17 protein-coding genes are annotated in these 20,682 nt (G+C 59.1%); 8 read left to right on the top strand and 9 right to left on the bottom strand.

Features of this window, described 5'->3' with window-relative positions; translation table 11 throughout:
• The first annotated feature begins 54 nt into the window (after nt 1–54).
• Nucleotides 55–1,524: an MFS transporter gene (locus PMI37_RS01790; protein WP_008077439.1), complete on the top strand. Its 1,470-nt coding sequence runs from the start codon at nt 55–57 to the stop codon at nt 1,522–1,524.
• Between the two features lie 105 nt (nt 1,525–1,629).
• Entirely contained in the window at nt 1,630–2,145 is a 516-nt protein-coding gene (locus PMI37_RS01785) for a cupin domain-containing protein (protein ID WP_008077438.1), read from the top strand.
• Nucleotides 2,146–2,493: 348 nt separating this feature from the next.
• Here PMI37_RS01785 and PMI37_RS30875 read toward each other — a convergent pair whose 3' ends face one another.
• Nucleotides 2,494–3,558, bottom strand: coding sequence for a restriction endonuclease (locus PMI37_RS30875; RefSeq protein WP_008077437.1), 1,065 nt, complete (start codon nt 3,556–3,558; stop codon nt 2,494–2,496).
• Nucleotides 3,559–3,891: 333 nt separating this feature from the next.
• Complete coding sequence (locus tag PMI37_RS01775; RefSeq protein WP_008077436.1) at nt 3,892–4,503, bottom strand: dTMP kinase; 612 nt, start codon at nt 4,501–4,503, stop codon at nt 3,892–3,894.
• 221 nt (nt 4,504–4,724) lie between these two features.
• Here PMI37_RS01775 and PMI37_RS01770 point away from each other — a divergent pair, with 221 nt between their 5' ends.
• Together PMI37_RS01770 and PMI37_RS01765 are read left to right on the top strand one after the other, a co-directional pair.
• A complete protein-coding gene (locus PMI37_RS01770; RefSeq protein WP_008077435.1) occupies nt 4,725–5,858 on the top strand; it encodes an aminotransferase class V-fold PLP-dependent enzyme in 1,134 nt (377 codons plus the stop codon).
• Between the two features lie 119 nt (nt 5,859–5,977).
• Nucleotides 5,978–6,880 carry a bestrophin family protein gene (locus PMI37_RS01765; RefSeq protein ID WP_008077434.1) on the top strand — a complete coding sequence of 301 codons (903 nt, stop codon included), beginning with the start codon at nt 5,978–5,980 and terminating at the stop codon, nt 6,878–6,880.
• Between the two features lie 43 nt (nt 6,881–6,923).
• Here the strand turns inward: PMI37_RS01765 and PMI37_RS01760 are convergent, their stop codons facing one another.
• On the bottom strand, nt 6,924–7,703 hold the full coding sequence (locus tag PMI37_RS01760; RefSeq protein ID WP_008077432.1) for a MetQ/NlpA family ABC transporter substrate-binding protein: 780 nt from the start codon (nt 7,701–7,703) through the stop codon (nt 6,924–6,926).
• Nucleotides 7,700–8,878 (bottom strand): N-methyl-L-tryptophan oxidase, encoded by a 1,179-nt coding sequence (gene solA / locus PMI37_RS01755; RefSeq protein WP_008077430.1) that lies wholly within the window; start codon nt 8,876–8,878, stop codon nt 7,700–7,702. Before solA ends, PMI37_RS01760 begins: the two co-directional genes overlap by 4 nt.
• A 372-nt stretch (nt 8,879–9,250) precedes the next feature.
• Between solA and PMI37_RS01750 the strand changes: the two genes are divergently transcribed.
• The gene (locus tag PMI37_RS01750; protein ID WP_008077428.1) at nt 9,251–11,656 is read left to right on the top strand and encodes a glucose/quinate/shikimate family membrane-bound PQQ-dependent dehydrogenase; all 2,406 of its coding nucleotides are present in this window, start codon (nt 9,251–9,253) and stop codon (nt 11,654–11,656) included.
• A gap of 106 nt (nt 11,657–11,762) precedes the next feature.
• On the top strand, nt 11,763–13,061 hold the full coding sequence (locus PMI37_RS01745; protein WP_008077427.1) for a carbohydrate porin: 1,299 nt from the start codon (nt 11,763–11,765) through the stop codon (nt 13,059–13,061).
• A 67-nt stretch (nt 13,062–13,128) separates the two neighbouring features.
• On the opposite strand, the gene PMI37_RS01740 is transcribed toward PMI37_RS01745, so the two are convergent.
• Nucleotides 13,129–13,329: a hypothetical protein gene (locus PMI37_RS01740; protein WP_008077425.1), complete on the bottom strand. Its 201-nt coding sequence runs from the start codon at nt 13,327–13,329 to the stop codon at nt 13,129–13,131.
• Nucleotides 13,330–13,508: 179 nt separating this feature from the next.
• Between PMI37_RS01740 and PMI37_RS01735 the strand changes: the two genes are divergently transcribed.
• Nucleotides 13,509–13,985, top strand: coding sequence for a hypothetical protein (locus tag PMI37_RS01735; protein WP_008077423.1), 477 nt, complete (start codon nt 13,509–13,511; stop codon nt 13,983–13,985).
• Between the two features lie 30 nt (nt 13,986–14,015).
• Entirely contained in the window at nt 14,016–14,408 is a 393-nt protein-coding gene (locus PMI37_RS01730; RefSeq protein ID WP_008077422.1) for a GFA family protein, read from the top strand.
• A 63-nt stretch (nt 14,409–14,471) separates the two neighbouring features.
• Here PMI37_RS01730 and PMI37_RS01725 read toward each other — a convergent pair whose 3' ends face one another.
• From PMI37_RS01725 to PMI37_RS01710, 4 genes are all read right to left on the bottom strand, one after another.
• Nucleotides 14,472–16,331: an ABC transporter ATP-binding protein gene (locus PMI37_RS01725; protein ID WP_008077420.1), complete on the bottom strand. Its 1,860-nt coding sequence runs from the start codon at nt 16,329–16,331 to the stop codon at nt 14,472–14,474.
• A gap of 100 nt (nt 16,332–16,431) precedes the next feature.
• Complete coding sequence (locus tag PMI37_RS01720) at nt 16,432–17,115, bottom strand: DUF1266 domain-containing protein (RefSeq protein ID WP_008077418.1); 684 nt, start codon at nt 17,113–17,115, stop codon at nt 16,432–16,434.
• A 10-nt stretch (nt 17,116–17,125) separates the two neighbouring features.
• On the bottom strand, nt 17,126–18,358 hold the full coding sequence (locus PMI37_RS01715; RefSeq protein ID WP_008077416.1) for a hypothetical protein: 1,233 nt from the start codon (nt 18,356–18,358) through the stop codon (nt 17,126–17,128).
• The gene (locus PMI37_RS01710; RefSeq protein WP_008077414.1) at nt 18,349–20,673 is read right to left on the bottom strand and encodes a hypothetical protein; all 2,325 of its coding nucleotides are present in this window, start codon (nt 20,671–20,673) and stop codon (nt 18,349–18,351) included. The genes PMI37_RS01715 and PMI37_RS01710 overlap by 10 nt, the downstream gene beginning before the upstream one ends.
• Nucleotides 20,674–20,682 lie beyond the last annotated feature (9 nt).

Here is a 20,682-nt window from a genome sequence, read left to right as displayed (position 1 = left end):
AATCCCACTACCGGTCAATAACAAGATGCCAGAAAGGCACCTGGAGGTAACACGATGGCTCATGATCACTCACCATCCGACGTTGCTTTGATCCCCGATGCGCGCGAACAAAAGAAAGACCTGCATCGCGCCGCCTGGGCCTGCTCTTTGGGCAGCGCTCTTGAATACTACGACTTCGCACTTTATACCTTGGCCTCGGCGCTGATCTTCGGGCCGCTGTTCTTCCCCGAGCAGAGCCGTGCCATGAGCCTGATCGCCAGTTTCGGCACCTACTTTCTGGGCTTTGCGGTACGCCCCTTGGGCGGCGTACTGTTCGGCATGCTGGGTGATCGGGTAGGGCGCAAGTTCGTGCTGACGTCGACGGTGCTGTTGATGGGTATTTCCAGCACCCTGATTGGCGCACTGCCTACCTTCCATCAGATCGGTTATCTGGCACCAGTATTGTTAGTCGTCCTGCGCCTTTTGCAGGGGCTGGGTGCCGGGGCGGAGCAGGCCGGTGCGGCAGTGATGATGACCGAATACGCTCCCGAGGGGCGGCGCGGTTTCTACGCGGCGTTGCCATTCCTCGGTATTCAGTTGGGCACCATCCTCGCGGCGCTGGTGTATTTCCTGGTGGTCAGCGGCAATGACAACGTCATCGCGAGCGGGCTTTGGCGCGTGCCGTTTTTCAGCAGCGTGGTCATCGTGGCATTGGCCTTGTACATGCGCATGTCGCTTCAGGAATCACCGACGTTCGTGCGTCTCAAGGCGCTCAAGCGTGTCTGCGACAACCCATTGAAAAGTGCGATGGAACACTCCAGACCGACGTTGTTGCTCGGTATCGGGCTGCGCCTTGGAGAGAACGGTGGGTCATCGATATACCAGGCTTTGGCGGTGAGCTACATCGTCGGCGTCGTGGGTTTGCAAGGGCCGGTGGGCGTCTTGACCCTGATCTGTGCAGCCTGCCTCGGCGCGATGACCGTGCCAATCGCCGGAAAGCTCAGCGACCGGTTTGGTCGTGTCGTGGTCTACCGGGCTTTCGCAGTGCTACAACTGGCCCTGGCATTTCCGGTGTGGTGGGTGCTGAGTCTTGGCCATGTCGTGGCGAGCATCATTGCGATCTCCATCGCGCTGGGCATCGGGACCTGGGGCATGTTCGGCACCCAGGCTGCGTTGATGCCTGAACTCTTTGGCTCGCGTCACCGTTATATGGGGGTATCGATCGCTCGGGAAGTGTCCGCGGTCATCGCCGGGGGCATTGCGCCGATGATCGGGGCTGGCATCATCGCTCTGGTAGTGGCGAGCCATGACGGCGATGCCAGCGCGGGGATCAATGCATGGCTGCCGATCGCTTGCTATCTGAGCCTGCTCACGTTGATCACTCTGTACACCACGTTCAAGACACCGGAAACACTCAACCGTGACCTGGACGAGGCCCGCGATGCCTGGGAAATGGCCCGTGCAGGAAAAGTGATGAGCGGGGACATTTCAGGCGTTCACGTGGGTTCGGTGATTACCGCCCGGCATAGCATCAGGGCGCGCTGAAGGTGCCTTTGGAGGAGGGCATCGACTAGAGTCAATACTTAGCTCTACTAAATGACCGTTTAGTAGAGCTAAAGTAAAAAACCGCCAATTCTTACGGAGAAGGTCATGATTTCATGCCCAAACCCTGCACAGGACGTCATCAAAGCGCTGGATCTGGAGCCTCACGTCGAAGGCGGCTATTTTCGCAGAACCTATCAGGCTGATCGTAGAGAAATGCTCGAAACCACGGGTGGTCCTCGATACCTGATGACCTCGATTTACTATCTGCTGACCGAAGATTCGCCGGTGGGCCAGTTCCATTTCAACCAATCCGACATTCTGCATTATTTCCATTTGGGCGACGCCATTGAGTACAGCCTCATTCATGCTGACGGTTCACTGCAAACCCCGGTGATGGGTAGCGAAGTTTTGAGCGGTCAGCAATTGCAATTACACGTACCAGGCGGGATCTGGAAAGCTTCACGCTTGCTGAGCGGTTCGAACGGATTTGGATTGATCAGTGAAGCGGTTTCACCTGGATTCGATTTTGCGGACATGGAGATTGGTGATCGGCGGAAACTGTCGACGCGGTTTCCACAGCATCGAGTGCTGATAGAAATGCTGACGCGTGAGGATGATTGAGAGGCGGAGATTTCAAGGATGGGAATCGGCGAGGTTAAAGGTGCTTGGAGGTAATGCTGGAGATTCAATTCCAGTGTGTGACTGGGCTAGATCTGTAATATCTTGTTACGTGTAATGTATATTATGTTAAATCATGTCCTATGGCTGACGGCATCTAGCTTTCAGTGTCCAATCCACTAACCCCCGGTCGGTTTGTGCACAAAACCCCGTATAGTGGAAAATCAGCCCCTCGCGTTACCCCTCCAGTCCTGTCGGAAAACTAAGCTTTGAGCGCAACCCAAAGCCACCTGCGCCAACTCACCAAGAAACACCTCGCGCCTATGCAATCTTGACGCGCCCGAGACGAGCTCAGGTCAACGCGTGCATTCGCAGCTTCTCAAGGGTTTCAACGAGGTCGTCATGGTGAAGAAGTGGCACATTCAGGCTGGTAGCGGCTGTTCGAGCGGCTTTCGTGAAGGACGCGTTAGAGACTACGGCGCCCACATCACAGCGGTAAAAGCCTTTTGCAGAGTAAGCCTCCTGGACGCTGCCGTTACCAACAGGTTGGGAGTAATACTTGCACTGGATAGCCGCCTGAAAGGAGCCTTTGATAGCAATGATGTCTGCACCATGATCCCCGGTGACCGGTGTCATCTTCGCCTGCCAGTCGGCCTCTTCCAGGATCCGCGCCACATGCATCTCATAGTCAGAGCCGGTGCTGTGCTCGTGAAGCTGAGTTTCTGTTGTTTGGTCATCGAGTGACGCGGTGGCCGGGACGATGTCATTCATCAATTCGAGCATGGCTTTAAGCGGAGGATGCACAGTGAGCCCATGCGCCTCCATCGCTGGAATAGCGACTGCCTTGATGAAGTACTTTGCGTGCTTTGGCCAATCGCCGTCTCGCAGGATCTCGTACTCGTCTTTGTAGGCACACTGGATTCGCTTCCTTGAAAGCGTGATCAGGTGCTCTTCGGTAAGCTCCTCAAGGAGCGCCAGCCCCTCTGTGATCTGAGCGTTTTGAAGCATTTCGCCCAGGGTTGAGTGCGCAGTGTCGTACCAGGCTTCATTGAAAGGCGTCCATGGCCAGTGCGGTTTTCTGCGACGCTGGTCTCTCGGGATCGCAGACCAGAGTCGGTTCATGCGCATCGATCTGCGCACCACATTGAAAACATAGGCACTGATGCTGAAAACGTAGTAGCCCACGACGGTACAGAGCGTGATGAAGAGAGCCGGATTCGTGTACTTGTCAGAAACGCCGCAGGCGCCGGCGATGATGGTCACGATGGCAAAAAAGATGCCGTGCACAAACGGCGTCCACCATTGAGCATCGGTCTTGCGGTAGAGAGCGATGAGCAAGATGGCTGCAAGAACGTACAGAGCTAAAAGAGTAGGTTCAAAAAGACCTAAATTGATTTGAAGAGAGCCGGTGCTCATCATCATCCTTGGCATAAATAAATATGGAATATTGCCAGGATTCTAGCAACTAACTGTTCATGCATCCAGTGTGACTGAGCACTGGCTTCGCCTCACCCTCCCCCGATTCGATTCCTATGGCGACTATTTATGAGTTCTTCATTCTCTGCGACGACGGCATTCATATTAATTCGCTCGACAGCAACTACCAGCACCATAAACAAGAACGACCACACCGCGAAGTGCGGGACAGGCTCAGCCAAATAAAACGGAGCCTTATCACTTAATGTAGTCAAGCCCAGCAATGAAATGATGGGCAATGGCCCGGATGGATGTCCTTTTGCACCTCGATAATCACCGAAGCACTCTATAAATCTCGCTGACCACCTGCATCGTCGCCTCTTCGACTGTCCCTTCATTACGGCACAACACCCAGCCCTGATCCGCAACCGCCTGCTCGAACATCTCGGTACACGCAACATGCTCGGCGTGCTTCTGAATCACCGTGCCGCCCAGCCCGCGCGATCGTGCTGTTGCCCTCGCCCATGAAATATCCGGTGCAGTGACGACCCCGACATGCAGATCCGGCACTCGCACGGCTCGCTCCATGTTCAATTGAAGAATCTCTGCAAACGGCACGGTGTGGCGAAAGGCGGCATCCGACGGATACCAACGATCAATCAGGATGATGCTGTTCGGCGGTTGTTCAGGCAGCACGTGTCGGGAGATCCAGCTTCGGCTATCGGCAAAACGCTGACACACAGCCCACTCGAGTTCCGCGGAAGGATTTCTGGCGAGTTGGTTAACGAGGGCCATGGTTTCAGCCCTGAAGGGATCGCTTTTTCTCTCGCAGAGCCGAATGACTTTCTGCTTGTCCGCTCTCAGTGCTGCGGTAACGGCCTCCAACAGTGTGGTTTTGCCGGTGCCTTTGGGGCCATCCAGAGAAATAAACAGCGAGGGATTCATTCTTCACACAACGATCAAGACTATGGCGAGCACTCTAACCGCATTTGCGCAATTGCATCAGCTCATCCCTGCCCTTTGCCTACACTTGCGTCCCAATGATGTTCACCCGACCTTTTCAATGCCGCTTGACCGAAGCCGCCATTCAATCCGGCCAACTTGTCATTTGCCATGGCTTGAGGCAGGGTCGAACCCACTGACATCTCTGCCAAAGGAGTTACGCCATGTCAAAGCTCTATCCCAGTATCGATCCCGAGGGGTTGGTCGAGTACTCCGTGGTCTACACCGACCGCTCGCTGAACCACATGTCGCAGTCCTTTCAAGCGGTGATGAAGAACATCTCCAAGACCCTCAAGCAGGTCTACAACGCCGAGGCGGTTGCGGTGGTGCCGGGCAGCGGCACCTTCGGCATGGAGGCGGTGGCGCGCCAGTTCGCGACCGGCCAGCAATGCCTGGTTATACGCAACGGCTGGTTCAGTTATCGCTGGAGCCAGATCCTCGAGATGGGCAATATCCCGGCGGCCACCACGGTGCTGAAAGCCCGGCCGGTAGAAAGCGGTCATCAGGCCGCGTACGCCCCGCCGCCGCTGGACGAAGTGCTGGCAGCGATCGCGACGCAAAAGCCGAAAATCGTCTTCGCCCCTCACGTTGAAACCTCATCCGGGATCATCCTGCCCGACGACTACCTGCGGGCCGTCGGCGACGCCGTGCATGCGGTGGGTGGTCTGTTCGTGCTGGACTGCATCGCCTCGGGCACGCTGTGGGTTGATATGCACAAATGCGCCGTCGACCTGCTGATCAGCGCACCGCAAAAAGGCTGGAGCGCATCGCCTTGCTGCGCGCTGGTGATGTTCCGTGCTTTAGCGCTGGAGCGTATCGAGCACACCCAAAGCAGCAGCTTTGCCTGTGACCTGAAAAAGTGGCTGCAGATCATGCAGGCCTATGAACAAGGCGGACATGCCTACCATGCGACGATGCCGAGCGATTCCCTTGCACGCTTCAACGAGGTGATGAAAGAGACGCAAGCCTACGGTTTCGACAAGATTCGCGACGAGCAACAGGCGCTGGGCGATCGGGTGCGCATCCTGTTGACCGGCAAAGGCTTCAAAAGCGTCGCCGCGGAAGGCTTTCAGGCGCCGGGCGTCGTGGTGAGCTACACCGACGATGCCGATATCAAAAACGGCAAGAAATTTGCCAGCCATGGTCTACAGATCGCCGCCGGCGTGCCGTTGCAATGCGACGAGCCGGCCGACTTCCAGACCTTCCGTATCGGGCTGTTCGGGCTGGAAAAACTGCACAATATCGAACGCACGGTCAGTACGCTTGAGCAGGCGCTGGATGAGGTGATGGTTGACTGACGTCACGCAGATCGCTCAGCGTCTCGGACACATTGTGTAAAGCGATCAGCGAACCTTTCCCACGGAAACGCCGTCCGAGCTAAGGCATCAATGCTTCCCGCTCGCCACGAGGTTTCCGTTTGAAAGCTGCCATCGTCAAAAAATACCGTTTGATCATCAAGACCCTGGGCTATGTCGGCTGGGCCTTGTTCTGGCTGTTGCTCTGGGACATTGCCGTCACCGTGGACTTCATGCTGTTCCTCAACGCCAAGCTGAATTTGCCGCTGATGCCTCTGACATTGTTGGGTTCGGCATTGATCGTGCTGATCAGTTTTCGTAACAGCAGCGCGTACAACCGCTGGTGGGAAGCGCGGACGCTGTGGGGCTCGATGATCAACAATTCGCGCAGCTTCGCCCGGCAGGTGCTGACGTTACTGGATGACCCTGGCAGTGAGGTGAACCCGGTCAAGTCGACCCTGCTGCGCCGCCACGTCGCCTATGTCAATTGCCTCGCCGCGCATCTGCAAGGCCAGCCTTGCCCTGAAGAGGTCCGGGCGTTCATTCCCGCTGACGAATTCGCCCGCAGTGGCACCACCAATAACTTTGCCAACGACATCCTCACCGGCTCGGCCGCGCTGCTTGCCCGGGAATACAACGCCGGGCGTCTGGACAGCATTCGTCTGGCGCGGCTGGAATCGACACTGGTGGATTTGTCCAACAGCCAGGGCGGCATGGAGCGCATTGCCAATACGCCGCTGCCCTACCCTTATGTGTATTTCCCGCGCCTGTTTATTTCGCTGTTCTGCCTGATCGTACCGGTAGGGCTGGTGGAGTCTCTTGGCTGGTTCACACCGCTGGCCTCCACCGTGGTCGGTTTCATGCTGCTGGCCATCGAGCGCATCGGCACCGATCTGCAAAGCCCGTTTCGCCACAGCGAGCATCAGATTCAGATGGAAGCGCTGTGCGAAACCATCGAGAAAAACCTGCAGTCGATGCAGCGTGATTCGTTGGGGGACGTGCGCAGGATTGAAGAGAACGCTTGAGGGAGCTGAGAACCGTCAGATCTACTGACGGCTCCCAAGTCAATCAGAACGCCGGCACCACATCACCGTGATAACGCTCAAGAATGAACTGCTTCACCTGCGGCGAATTGAGCAGTGCACCCAGCTTCTGCACCGCCGGGTCGTTGGCCTTGTCGCGACGCACGTACAGGTAATTGGCGTACGGCGATTCCGAGCTTTCGATGAACAGTGCGTCTTTGTGCGGCACCAGTTTGGCTTCCAGGGCGTAGTTGGCGTTGATCAGGGCCAAATCAACCTGATTCAACACCCGCGGCAGCATGGCCGCTTCCAGTTCCTGGAACTTCAAGTGCTTGGGATTGCTGACGATGTCCAGGCGCGTAGCCATGATGTTGTCAGGATCTTTGAGTGTGATCAGGCCTTGCTTGGCGATCAGCAGCAGCGCTCGACCGGAGTTGGTCGGGTCGTTGGGAATGGCAATGGTCGCGCCATCTTTGAGTTCACTGATGTTTTTGATCTTCTTCGAATAGGCGCCGAACGGTTCGATGTGTACGGCGACGACAGGCACTTGATCGCTGCTCGGGCGGTCTTTTTTGTAGGCCTCGTAGTATGGCTTGCTTTGGAAGTAGTTGGCGTCGAGCAAGCCTTCATCGGTCTGCCGATCCGGCTGAATGTAATCAGAGAAGACTTTGACCTCCAGCGTCACCCCGTCTTTGGCCAGTTCAGGCTTCAAGAACTCCAGAATCTCGGCATGGGGCACAGGCACCACGGCGATTTTCAGGGTTTCGGCGTAGGCATTGCCCATGGCGGCGACCAGCAGTGCAACGGAGAGCGCGACGCGTTTCACGATAGTGTTCCTTCGAATCGTTTGAGGGAGAAAGAGGACAGATCCAGGTCGGTCGAGCCGCGCATGCACCATTGCGCGAACGCCTCACCGAGTGCTGCGGAATGTTTGAAGCCATGTCCGGAGCAGGCCGAGACGAACAGGGTGTGCTGCAGCGACGGATGTTCGTCGATGATGAAATGGCGATCCGGTGTCACGGTGTAGGCGCAGACGGCGGATTTGACGACTGTCGAAGTCACGCCGGCGATGCGGTTGTGTACCTGGTGCTCGTACATGTCCTGCGCTTCGGTTGCTGAAACCGTGCGGTCGATGGCCTGCGGCGCCGATGCGGTGTGGTACTGCGCGGTGGCGATTTTCATACTGCCTTCGCCGGATAAGGCGGGAAATCCGTAATTGATGTTGTCGTCACCACGGCCGTGGGTGAGGATGAACGTCGGCGAGTGGCCCACCAGTCCGGCGTCCTCCTCCAGTTCGAACCAGAACAGTTTTTGCCGGTAGACACTCAGCAGATTTTCATAAGGCTCACCGAGCCATTCGCCGTTCCAGTTGCCCGCGCTGATCACCAGTTTGTTGGCAAACAGGGTGCGGCGGTCGGTGGTGACGGTGACACCCTCCTCGTTCGAAGTGATGCCGGTGACGGTCTCGCCTTTATACAGCGTCGCCCCGTGTTGCTCGGCGAGTTTGAGCTGCACATCGATGCAGCGCTCCGGGCGCACGAAGCCGCCACCCGGCTCGAAATAACCGATGGCCGAGTCGTGCGCGTGGGCGAATTGCGGGAAGCGCTGGCGAATCTGTTTGGCGGACAAGACTTCGTGCTCGATGCCGTAGGTTTGCGCCAGACCGATGGTGCGCAAGGTGAAGTCGGTCTGATCTTCAGGATCGAACTCGCTGCTCGACGTTAACACCAGCAACCCGGATTGCTCGAACAGCGACTCGCCCGACAATGCCTCCAGCTCACGCCAGATGCGATGAGAATTGCGCACGATCGGCACATATTGCGCACCCTCTCCCACCGAAAGTCGGGTGATGCGCGTATCACCGTGGCTGGAACCGAGGTTATGCGGCGGGTGATGGCGATCGATACCGACGACGTTAACCCCCGCTTTCGCCAACTGATAAACCGTGGCAGCGCCCATCGCGCCCAAGCCTAAAACCAGCACATCACATCGCTCGGACATAAATAGCCACCTATCAAAAAGGCGCCAGTTGAGCGGTAAAACACCGCGAATTCCAAGATTAAAAAAGCATATCCATATAGCTCGATGCGTCTGCTGACCTCTCTGTATCGGGCTATTGGGCGCTTATTCGTCGCATTTACAACCCGGCGCAAATGATTTAAGCCTGAAGGCGCGACAGTCTATATCTGTCAAAAATCACAATAAATCTTACAGAACAGCGATTTTTGTGCGCATTTCGACAGACTTTTCAACATTTGAGCCACCTCAGGCGCGAGTCAAAAGCGCGAACTACGCTTCACGTTGAAATTTGTGATTTAACTAGGTAGTTACCTAACTATATAATGCGCGCCTCATTTCAACGGGACACTCAACGTGAAGCAGAGTCAAAGCCTCTCGGGCATATCAAAATTCATTCTGGTCGGGCTGGGCGTCGTCATCGCCCTGCTCGGCTTGGCGCTGGCTGCGGGCGGCGTGAAGTTGGTCAGCCTGGGAGGTTCGTGGTACTTCCTGCTGGGTGGCCTGGTCATGGCCGTTGCCGGTCTGTTGATCGCGCGTTTCAAGCCGGCCGGTGCGTGGTTGTTCGCCGCGTTCCTGGTGGGCACCGCGATCTGGGCAGTGAGCGATGCTGGCCTGGTGTTCTGGCCGGTGTTCTCGCGCCTGTTCATGTTCAGCGTGATCGGCCTGGTCGTGGCGCTGGTCTATCCGCTGCTCAAGCGTGCCAACGGTGGCGTCGCGGGCCGCGGCGCTTATGCCGTGGCGGCGGTGCTGGCGGTTGGCGTGGTTGTGGCGGCCGGCAATATGTTCGTCGCTCACCCGACCGTTGCCGCAACCGGCACCGGCCCGGGCCTGACTCCGGTCGAGCCGGACAAGGCGCAAAAAGACTGGGCGCACTACGGTAATACCGAAGGTGGCAGCCGCTTCGCCGCGCTGGACCAGATCAATCGCAACAACGTCGACAAGCTGAAAGTCGCGTGGACCTACCACACCGGTGACGTCGCCGAGAGCGATGGCAACGGCGCCGAAGACCAACTGACCCCGCTGCAAATCGGCAACAAAGTCTTTATCTGCACCCCGCACAACAACCTGATCGCGCTCGATGCCGACACCGGCAAAGAACTGTGGAAGAACTCGATCAACGCACAGTCGAAAGTCTGGCAGCGCTGCCGTGGCATGGCGTATTTCGACGCCACCGCCGCCATTGCTCAGCCGTCCAACTCGAGCATCATCGAAGCCAAACCTGCGCCGGCTGCCAATTGCCAGCGTCGTTTGCTGACCAACACCATCGATGCGCGCCTGATCGCGGTCGATGCGGACACCGGCGAGTTCTGCCAGGGTTTCGGCAACAACGGCCAAGTGGATCTGAAGGCCGGTCTGGGTGATGTGCCGGACAGCTACTATCAGTTGTCCTCCGCGCCATTGATGGCTGGCACCACCGTGGTGGTTGGCGGTCGCGTGGCTGACAACGTGCAAGCAGACATGCCGGGCGGCGTGATTCGTGGTTTCGACGTGATCACTGGCGCCATGCGCTGGGCGTTCGACCCGGGCAATCCGCAGGATAAAAAGGCTCCGGCCGACGGCAGCACCTACGTGCGCAGCACGCCGAACAGCTGGGCGCCGATGTCTTATGACCCGGCGACCAACACGGTATTCCTGCCGATGGGCAGTTCGTCGACCGACATCTATGGTGTCGAACGCAGCAAACTGGATCACACCTACGGTGCTTCGATCCTTGCTTTGGACGCGACCACGGGCGCAGAACGCTGGGTGTTCCAGACCGTGCACAACGACCTCTGGGACTTCGACCTGCCGATGCAGCCGAGCCTGATCGACTTCACCAAGGACGGCAAAACCGTACCGGCCGTGGTCATCGGCACCAAGGCCGGGCAGATCTACGTGCTCGACCGTGCCACCGGCAAACCGCTGACCGACGTTAAAGAAGTCCCGGTCAAAGCGGCGAACATCCCGAACGAACCGTACTCCCCTACCCAGCCGAAATCGGTGGGCATGCCAGAAATCGGCGCTCAGCACCTGACCGAATCGGACATGTGGGGCGCCACGCCGTACGATCAGTTGCTCTGCCGTATCGACTTCAAAGGCATGCGCTACGACGGCCTGTACACCGCGCCGGGCACTGACAAATCGCTGAGCTTCCCGGGTTCGCTGGGCGGCATGAACTGGGGCAGCATTTCGACTGACCCAGTGCACGGCTTCATCTTCGTCAACGACATGCGCCTGGGTCTGTGGATTCAGATGATCCCGTCGCAGAACAAAGGCCAGGCGGCTGGCGGTGGCGAAGCGCTGAACACTGGTATGGGCGCCGTTCCGCTGAAAGGCACGCCGTACGCCGTGAACAAGAACCGCTTCCTGTCGGTGGCCGGCATTCCTTGCCAGGCGCCGCCGTTCGGCACGCTGACCGCGATCGACATGAAGACCCAGAAAGTCGCCTGGCAGGTTCCAGTCGGCACCGTTGAAGACACCGGTCCACTGGGCATCCGCATGCACTTGCCGATCAAGATCGGTCTGCCAACCCTCGGCGGCACCCTGTCGACCCAAGGTGGTTTGATCTTCATCGCCGGCACTCAGGACTTCTACCTGCGCGCGTTCAACAGCGGCAACGGTGAAGAAGTCTGGAAATCGCGTCTGCCGGTTGGCAGCCAGGGCGGCCCGATGACCTACGTTTCGCCGAAAACCGGCAAACAGTACATCGTCATCACCGCCGGCGGCGCGCGTCAGTCGACCGATCGTGGCGACTACGTCATGGCTTACGCTCTGCCGTAACCCCCCCAGCGTCCACGTTAAACGCGGACGCTTTTTTTGAGCGCGGCACCTTCGGGTGCCGCGCTGCTTTTCCCCTATTGCTCAAGTTTTCTGCAGGAAGATTTACATGCTATCGGCTGTTGGTTTTTCCCGTTCCGACCTGTTCAAAGGCCTGTTGCTGGGCGTCGCGTGCACCACTGCCCTCCCCGCGCTGGCCGACAACGATTCCGATCTGTTGACCCGCAGCACCCTCACGGGTGACTGGGGTGGTTTGCGTCACCAGATGGACGAAGAAGGCGTCAAGTTCACCGGCGACTACAGCGGCGAAACCGCCTATAACGCTGACGGCGGCCTGCATCGCTCGGCGCGTTACTCACAGAACATCAAGCTCGGCGTGCAGTTCGATCTGAGCAAACTGTACGGCGTCGACAACGCTGGCAAGGTTCAGTTGACCATCAACGACCGTCGCGGCAACAGCGCCTCGGAAGACCTCGTCGGCAACCGTCTGCCGATCCAGGAAAACTACGGCGGCCTGTACACGCGCCTGACCGAATTGAGCTACGAGCGCAACCTGTTCACCCCGGCGCTCAACGTGAAGCTTGGTTACATGGCCATGGGCAACGACCTCGGCGGCCTCGACAGTGGCATTCTCTGTAACTTCATGAACGCCGGTTTCTGCGGTCACCCGCTGAACATGTCCGGCGGCAGCGGCTGGACCAACTATCCCAACGCGCATTTGGGTGTGCGGGTCAAATATGACCTGTCGCCGTCGTGGCAACTGCGCGTGGCGGCGTTCAACGTCGACCCGGAAAGTAACGGCAACTCCAGCCGAGCCTGGCATCTTGGCCCGAAACACACTACCGGCACCGTGGTGCCGATCGAGCTGGTGTACAAGCACGCCGGTGAGCTGCCGGGCGAATACAAGGTCGGCTACTACTACGACAGCTCCGACGTAAAACGCATTGGCAGCAGCAAAGAAGTGTCCGGTCGCGGCGGTCATTACCTGCTGGTCGATCAAGCCGTGTGGCGTTCGGAGTCGTCGGAAGGCCGCAGCCTGCACGCGTTCGGTCAATACTCGGCGGCCAGCGAAGCGGCCTCGCCGTTCAGCAAGTGGTACGGCACCGGCGTGGTTTTATATAAGCCATTCGAAGGTCGCCCGCGTGACACCGTCGCCTTGGGCTACGGCCGTGCCGTGCCGAACCCGCGCAGCCGCGATGTGCTGCAAGACGCTGCGCTGAACAATGGCACCGCGTTCCCGAACCTGGACAGCGCTGAGCAATTGATCGAGCTGGGCTACGGTTATCAAGCCACCCCGTGGCTGACCCTGCGCCCGAACATGCAATACATCATCGAGCCGGGCGCGTTCTCCGGGCAGGACATCGACAATGCGTTGGTGTTTGGTCTGCAGGTGAAAGCGTCGCTCTGACCGAATGTGCGGGGATAGCAGGCAATAAAAACCCGGCGTAAATGCCGGGTTTTTTATTGCCTTGCAATTATCTCGACTGCGGATGTTCGCTTGCGACCGAGTTGGCCGCGTCCACGTCGCTCATGTCTTCATCGACCGACGCCTCGTCGTCCGCCGGCAGCGGCACCTCAGCTTCATCGCGCCGCGGATCATGCCCGGTCTCATTGTCCGTGGTGCGCGTGACTTGCTGCTGAGACTGGTTGCCCGGCGCTTTCTCATCAATGTCCATGCTGGCTCTCCTGCTGATGCACGGAAATTCCGCGCTTGAACGTCAGAGACTCTCCACCACCGCGAGTGCCCGCCACTGGACGAATGGCACGCCTCAAGGCCGACAGCTACCTTTCCTCCATTGCATGGAACCCTGAGTGATCTCTGTTCTCTATCGCAAAACCATCAGAGGAATTCACCATGATTGCCCCTGCAACCGGTATGAAACCGGGTGAGCGTTATTGCATTGAAAGCGTAGAGCGCGCGCCTCAATTCCCCGGCTTTTTCCTCGACGGAAAATACTACCTGGGCCCTGAACTGCAGACCGCCGTCGGCTGGCTCGAAGGCCAGAATTTCTTGTATGACCAGCTCGATCCCGCCGGCGAACCGGTTTACCCCGACAGAATCGTTGGCACGATCACCGCGCTGACACTGGAGTTGAGCGATGGTCTGCGTCTGAGCATCGAGGAGTTGCCGTATCAGGCGCAAAGCGTCAGCTCATTACCGCCGCTTGTCGAATCGACCTTTTCAACCCGGCAACTGGATATGCCCCAACGACGCGGCAGTACCGGCCCGCGTCAGCCGATGCAACCCTCTGCATTACTGGTTGCAGGTGCGGCAACGCTCGTAGGCCTCTGTCTGTTGGCGATCAATCGTGCTCGCGGTCGCGCCAGATAAACAGCGCTCGAGGTCGACGGAGGTCCAGTCATGCTCAAGCAGATCGGTAACACGCTCATCCAGCGTGACCATCGCGCGCGCTGCCATTGCGGCGCCGTCGTCCTCGAGATTCACTTGCCCGATGGCCTGCCCACGCCCCATCGCTGCGACTGTTCGTTCTGCAAGCGTCGAGGGGCGATCGTCGCGGCGGTACCGGCGGCTGACCTGAGGGTGATCCGCGGTGAGTCGGCGTTATTGAAATACAGCTTTGGCCAGCGAGTGGCCGAACATTTTTTCTGCGGCAACTGCGGCATCTACACCCATCACCGCCGCAGCAGCAATCCGCATGAGTTCGGTTTCAATGTCGGCTGTCTTGAAGGCATCAATCCTTATGATCTGGGTGAGGTGCCCGTAGCGGATGGCGGGCCCTGGCAGTCACCCTGAGCGCGCAGCGCCCATTCGGCGACAAAAAAACCGGCGCAAGGCCGGTTTTTTTGTACCTGATCATCAGGCCTGATCCAAGGCCTCCACCACGCCCTGATCCTCGCCGAGGAACCCGCCGCTCTGATGCTGCCAAAGCCGCGCATAGACGCCGTTCAGTTCCAGCAGTTCGCTGTGGGTGCCCTGTTCGATGATGCGTCCTTCGTCCATGACGATCAGCCGGTCCATCGCTGCAATCGTCGACAAGCGGTGAGCAATCGCGATCACGGTCTTGCCTTGCATCATGTCATCGAGGCTTTCCTGAATCGCCACTTCGACTTCCGAGTCCAGCGCGCTGGTGGCTTCGTCGAGCAACAGGATGGGCGCGTTCTTCAGCATCACACGCGCAATCGCGACACGCTGACGCTGGCCGCCCGACAACTTGATCCCGCGTTCACCGACCAGCGTGTCGTAGCCGGTATGGCCCTGACGATCACTCAATTGACTGATGAATTCATCGGCCTGGGCGCTGGCCGCCGCGCTGCGAATCTGCGCGTCGGTGGCATCGGGCCTGCCGTAAGCAATGTTGTCGCGAATCGAGCGGTGCAGCAGCGAAGTATCCTGCGTGACCATGCCGATGCAGCTGCGCAAGCTGTCCTGGGTCACGTGCGCGATGTTCTGGCCATCGATGCGAATCTCCCCGCGATCAATGTCGTAAAAGCGCAGCAACAAGTTGATCAAGGTCGATTTTCCGGCGCCAGAACGGCCCACCAGGCCAATTTTTTCACCCGCACGGATATTCAAGCTCAGGCCATCGAGCACCTGACGTTCGCCGTTGTAATTGAAGCTGACGTTGTCGAAAGTCACCGCGCCGCCGGAAGTCTTCAGTACGCCGGCATCCGGCGCGTCTTGCACCTTGGTGCCCTGGGTCAGCGTTGCCATACCATCGTGCAAGGTGCCGATGCTTTCGAACAGCGAGGTCATCTGCCACATGATCCAGTTCGACATGCCATTGATGCGCAACGCCATGGCCGTGATCGCCGCCACCGCACCGGCGCCGACCTCGCCTTGATGCCACAGCCACAGCGCATAACCGCCCGCCGACATGATCAATCCAACCACTAACGCCTGATTGACGATCTCGAACAGGCTGACCAGACGCATCTGGCGAAAACCGGTCAGCTTGAAATCTTCCATCGCCGCCCGCGCGAAATGCGCTTCGCGATTGGAGTGCGAGAACAGCTTCACCGTGGTGATGTTGGTGTACGCATCGGAGATGCGCCCGGTCATCATCGACCGCGCATTGGCCTGCTCCTGCCCCACTTTGCCCAGACGCGGCACGAAGTACCACATGGCCAGGCCGAACAGCACGACCCAGGCGAGGAACGGCAGCATCAGCTTCAGCGCAAAACCGCCGGCCAACGCGATGATCGCAATGAAATACACACCGATCCCCGGCAGAATCTCGATCATCGTGAACAACACATCGCGCACCGCCAGCGCCGTCTGCATCACTTTGGTGGTGACCCGACCGGAAAACTCGTCGGAGAAAAACGAAAGGCTTTGCCGCAGCATCAGCCGATGGAAATCCCAACGCAGGCGCAGCGGCAAGTTAATCGCCAGAATCTGGTGCTGCACCATCGTGCGCAACGCCACCAGCCCGACACTGAGCACCATGACGATGCCCATACCCCACAACACCCGACTCTCCTGCGCCGCCGCTTCGCCGCCGGCCTGCCAGGTCGAGAGCAGATCGACGACTTGGCCGAGGAAGGAAAACAGCCACGCTTCATAAATCGATACAGCGGCACTGAGTAGCGCCAGCGCAAGGATGTAACCGCGCGCACCACGGGTGCAAGCCCAGAGGAACCGCGCCAGGCCGGTGGGCGGTGGCGGCACCTCGTCAGGAGGAAAAGGGTCGAGCCTTCGTTCAAACACACGAAGCATGGTGATCTCCAAAACTTTCAAGTAAGGGGATTCTGCCATTGATCGGTGGCTTGGAGGTCTTTGTGAAAAAGTGTGTGCTCGATGGAACGGCTTTTCGCCCTCAGCTTCTCGCTTGACGCATTTTGCTGAACGACCTTGCCGGCGTCGGGCTCAACGCCGCCGGCGTCTGCCAAGGGATAGCGTTCCAGGCACCGCTGCCGGGCGTCAGCAACTGGCGCAGATGCTGCTCGTGGAACGCCTCGCCCAGCGAGTCGACGCGAAATGCCGCCACCCACTGCTCGCGCCCCTGCTGATAGGCTTTGCCAAAATCTTCCCAACTGTCGAAACAGTCCTGCGCACGCTGCGCATTGAGCAGCAACACACGCCAGGCGACACCGGGTTCGAGCCAGTGCATCAACAGTGCGCAACGGACTAGAAACGCCACCCGCACACAAGCAAAGGCCATGGCCGCGCGCGGCTCATCGTCGGCTTTCAGCGCTTGCAGGTCGAGGCTGAACCATTGCCGCTCAAGGGTTGCACTGAAATGCGCCCGCACCGCCTCGTCATCGCAATGGCTGCGTATCCCGCCCTGGTGCAGCAACGCTGCCCGCAGGATCTTCTGCGCCTGCTCGTTGAAGTGATCACACGCCGGCGAATAGAAACCCTCGACGCCCATCGCATCGGCCATAGGTTTGGCCAGCAGCAGCGACCAGTGCTTGCGTGGGCTGAACAACGGCGCACGGCGGGGCTTGAATGCTTGCCACAACAACCAGACTGAAACAACCACTGCAATCAATAAAAACATGCCGTTCCCCTCACCTTGCCCGAGCCTGCCAGGTCTGGATTTCCTCGGCCGTGGCCGGCGCCATGTCCGGCCACGGCACGCCTTCGGTCAGGCACAGCGGCTCACTGGCCTGACGCTCAATGCGCTTGCTGAAAATATGTCGGATGGCGTATTTGACCGACACCGCTTGCGGGGCAACCTGCAAAAATTGCTGCGGCTGTCGCCCGGCCACCAGCCATTCGACCATCGCCGACGGCGCATCAAGGCGCTCGTACAATTGCGGATACCGCGCCACCAGACGAGTCTGCGCGGTCGGGTCGCTGACGTCTTCGATGCGCAGCCAACCGGCTTCAGTGCGCACGATACCGATGGCGATGCAGTCGGCGGGCGTTTGCTGGTCGGTGTGCAAGGCGTTCAGGCACTGCAGCAGGTCTTGGTAGTAGCGTTCAACCGGTGGCCGGTTCTGTTTGCCTTTGACCTGCTCGACCGTCAAGGTGCCGTCGGCCTGGACGATCAGGCTGATGGTGATGTGGGGTTGGCCCTGGGCATCGCGAAAACTGAACACGCGCATGCGCTGCTGCTCCACCGCTTCGGCATAGCGCTCGCCGTAACCGCCGGTCAAGGCGCGGCGATCAGCGAACTGGCCCAGGCAGTGGCGCATCACATAACTTTCAAAGGCCATTTCCGCGCGCAGGCAATCACTTTCGGGACGCAGTTCGTGCAAGACGTGCTCAGCAGTGGTCAGCCGCACAAGCAAGGCTTCGGGATGGCTCTGGCACCAGCCCTGCTCGACCCGCGCCGCCATCTGCGCGTGTTCCTTTTGCCACAGCGCCAGCGCTTGTGGGCAATTGATGCGTTCAAGCTTGTCGGCCAGTGCCGTGCCCTGGCGTGAGGTCAGAAACTCCACCAGCAACGCTTCCTCGGCCAGCAGTGGCGCCTGCTGCGGATCGACCCAGACCAGCGGCGCCAGCGTCTGCTGCGACGCTTTGCCAGCGTCGTGCAAATGCCTTTCCACCCAGGCTGGCGGCTCGCTGCCCAATGCCTCGGCCGCCTCTACCCGCGTGGTGATCCGCCGCGCAGGTTCGAAGTTGCCGACCAGATGACGGTAGAAATGGTTGAGCAACCATTTGCTGACTTCCGGCGCATCGCCGCGAGCAAGGCTGCGCTCAGCAATGCCGCGTTTGAGTTGATCGGCATTGAGTGCGTTGCGCGGGGCGTAACCGGACTGGCGCGGTGGCGAGGCTCCGTCCACCGTTACTTCCATATTTGCCACCAGGCCTTGGCGGCCGGTTTTGCAGACGCCTGCAATTCGGCGATCCACTGGTGGAACAGTTCATTGTTGCCCTGATCAACCGGGTTGTTCGGATCACTGCGCAGGATCGAGCGATGGTAATAGGCCACGGCTTCTTCGTTGCGGCCGAGCCCCTTGAGCACATCACCGGCGCAGCCCAGCAGGGACGGTTCGGCGCCTTCGTCGATGATCGGCGCGTAACGCAACCACAGGCTGGTGGCTGCTTCCGGCAGCGTGTAGGAGAGGTACATGGCGATTTTCATGCGTGCGAACAGCGGCGAGTATTCCAGCGCCTTGTCGCTGATTTCGCACTCTTCCTGCCATTTGAGAAGACGTTCCAGCCAGATCAGAATCTCGCGTTCACGGTCCAGTCGGTACAGCGCGCGGGTAACGTCCTGAATGTATTCTTCCGGGTCGTGGCGGCTGTAACCATGGTCGGCTGCGTAGTGCCAGAGCTGTTCGGCCGCTTCGGCGATGCCTTGGTCGTCCTTTATCTTGATGCGATTTTCCAGGATGCCCTGATAGTGTTCGGCGAACGGGCTGGCGGCGATGCCGCGAGCATGCAATTCAAGGGCCCGGCCCATGAGCTTGTCGTTGTAGCAGCGGTAATTGAACGCCAGGTTGGCGCACAGCATTGAGTACAGGTGTGCGCAGGCGTCAGAGCGGTGACCGCGGCCGCTGGTGATGCATTGCTCCATACGGGCCTGGCCGTGTTCGTAGGCAACCTTCTGTACTTCGCGCAGTTGCCACCAGATAGGTTCGGCTTGCTCTTCCGAGAGCGATTCGACATGGGTTTCGACCAGTCCCGAAAGGTTGGTCGCAAACTGGTAGTAGTACATACCGCTGGCCAATGGCGGCAAGGGTTGGCGCAGGGCATCAGCGATACCAAACACACTGGCATGGGCACTGAACAGGGCGAAGTTGCTGCGATTGTCGTGCAGGTTACCGGCCGAGACGGCTTCACGCAGCATTGCCAGTTGGGTGTTGGCGTCGATGCGCCCGGCCTGGCCTTCACGCACCGCCACCAGGCGGTTGATCCACGGATGATCCGGCGCGCGACGTCGCGCCTCCGCCAGAGCCTGGGCGAAGACGTTGTCGATTTGCTCCAGGTCATCGCGCGCGGCCTGCAGTGCATCGAGCAGCGCCCCTTGAGACGGCGTCGACTCATCACGCCATGGCAAGCCGGAAAGGAACTGTTCCAGCACCGCTTGATCGTCACAGGCACGCATTACACACAGCGGCCACCACACGGACGCGTCTGCAGCATCAAGCAGACGTTCGTTGACCCAATAGGCCGTGCCCGGCCACATGTGAGCGCGCACTTCATAGATTTCCTCGAAGGCACGTTGCCCCGCCTCTTCGACCTGGCCGTTCTCCAGCAGCCATGGCAAATGGTAATCGACGAAGTTGTCAGCGCCGCCCGAATCCAGGCTCAGGGTCGCCACGTCACAGACTTTCAATGCACCCGCGAGGTCGCCCTGGGCCTTCAGTGAACGGGCGGCCAGACGCGCCAGGCGCACTTCCCATTCCCGGCGCTGAGGCAGCGACAAATCGGCGGTCAACTGCATCACTGGTTGTTCGAACAGCGCCAGGCGCAACGGCACGATTTCGATCAGCGCATCGCCCAGCCATAGCCAGTCGTCAGCGTCGATATCCTGATCGTTGCCGGCCGTGCGAAATGCATCAATCGCCGCCAGTGCGGCTTCGCGCGCTGCTTCGTCACGTTCATGAGCGGCCAGCACCTGGGCCCGGCGCCGGTGTTGATCGGCATCGTCCCAGGCGCGCAAAGCGTGACGATCAGGGTTGATCAGGGCCAGGCTGTGACGCACTTCGATGGCCTTGAGGGCGATGTCGAGGGTGGCGTGTTGCAGGTCGTCGAAAATGCGGTAGCGCCGGTACTGTTCAACGTCGAACGGCAGCGACTCGTGGGTCAATTGCTGCAGGGTGTCGAGCGCCAGCAGCACGCCTTGCTCGTCTTTGAGGTAGTTGCCGAGCCGGAGTTGGAAAATCAACAGATTGACCTTGAGTTCGTTGCGCGCATCGCCCGGCGTCGCCGCGATCAGTGCCTGGCCATCGTCGGTCAGGACTGCCTTGGCCGCTTCAGCGTCACCGGCGTTGACCCAAAGCACGTAAAGACGGCCAATCGACTCCAGCGAGACAGCCTTGAGTGGCTGGGCGCGCAGTTGGCCCAGCAGATAATCGGCACCGTGTTCCTGATGCTCGACCTCAAGACGATCCATGAATTGATCCAGCGCAATACCGGACAGCACGGTGCTGTTTTGCGTCATTGTGAACTC

This window comes from Pseudomonas sp. GM80 (genome assembly GCF_000282515.1).
In the GTDB taxonomy this organism is placed as follows: domain Bacteria; phylum Pseudomonadota; class Gammaproteobacteria; order Pseudomonadales; family Pseudomonadaceae; genus Aquipseudomonas.
This window is presented reverse-complemented; position numbering and strand designations above follow the sequence as displayed.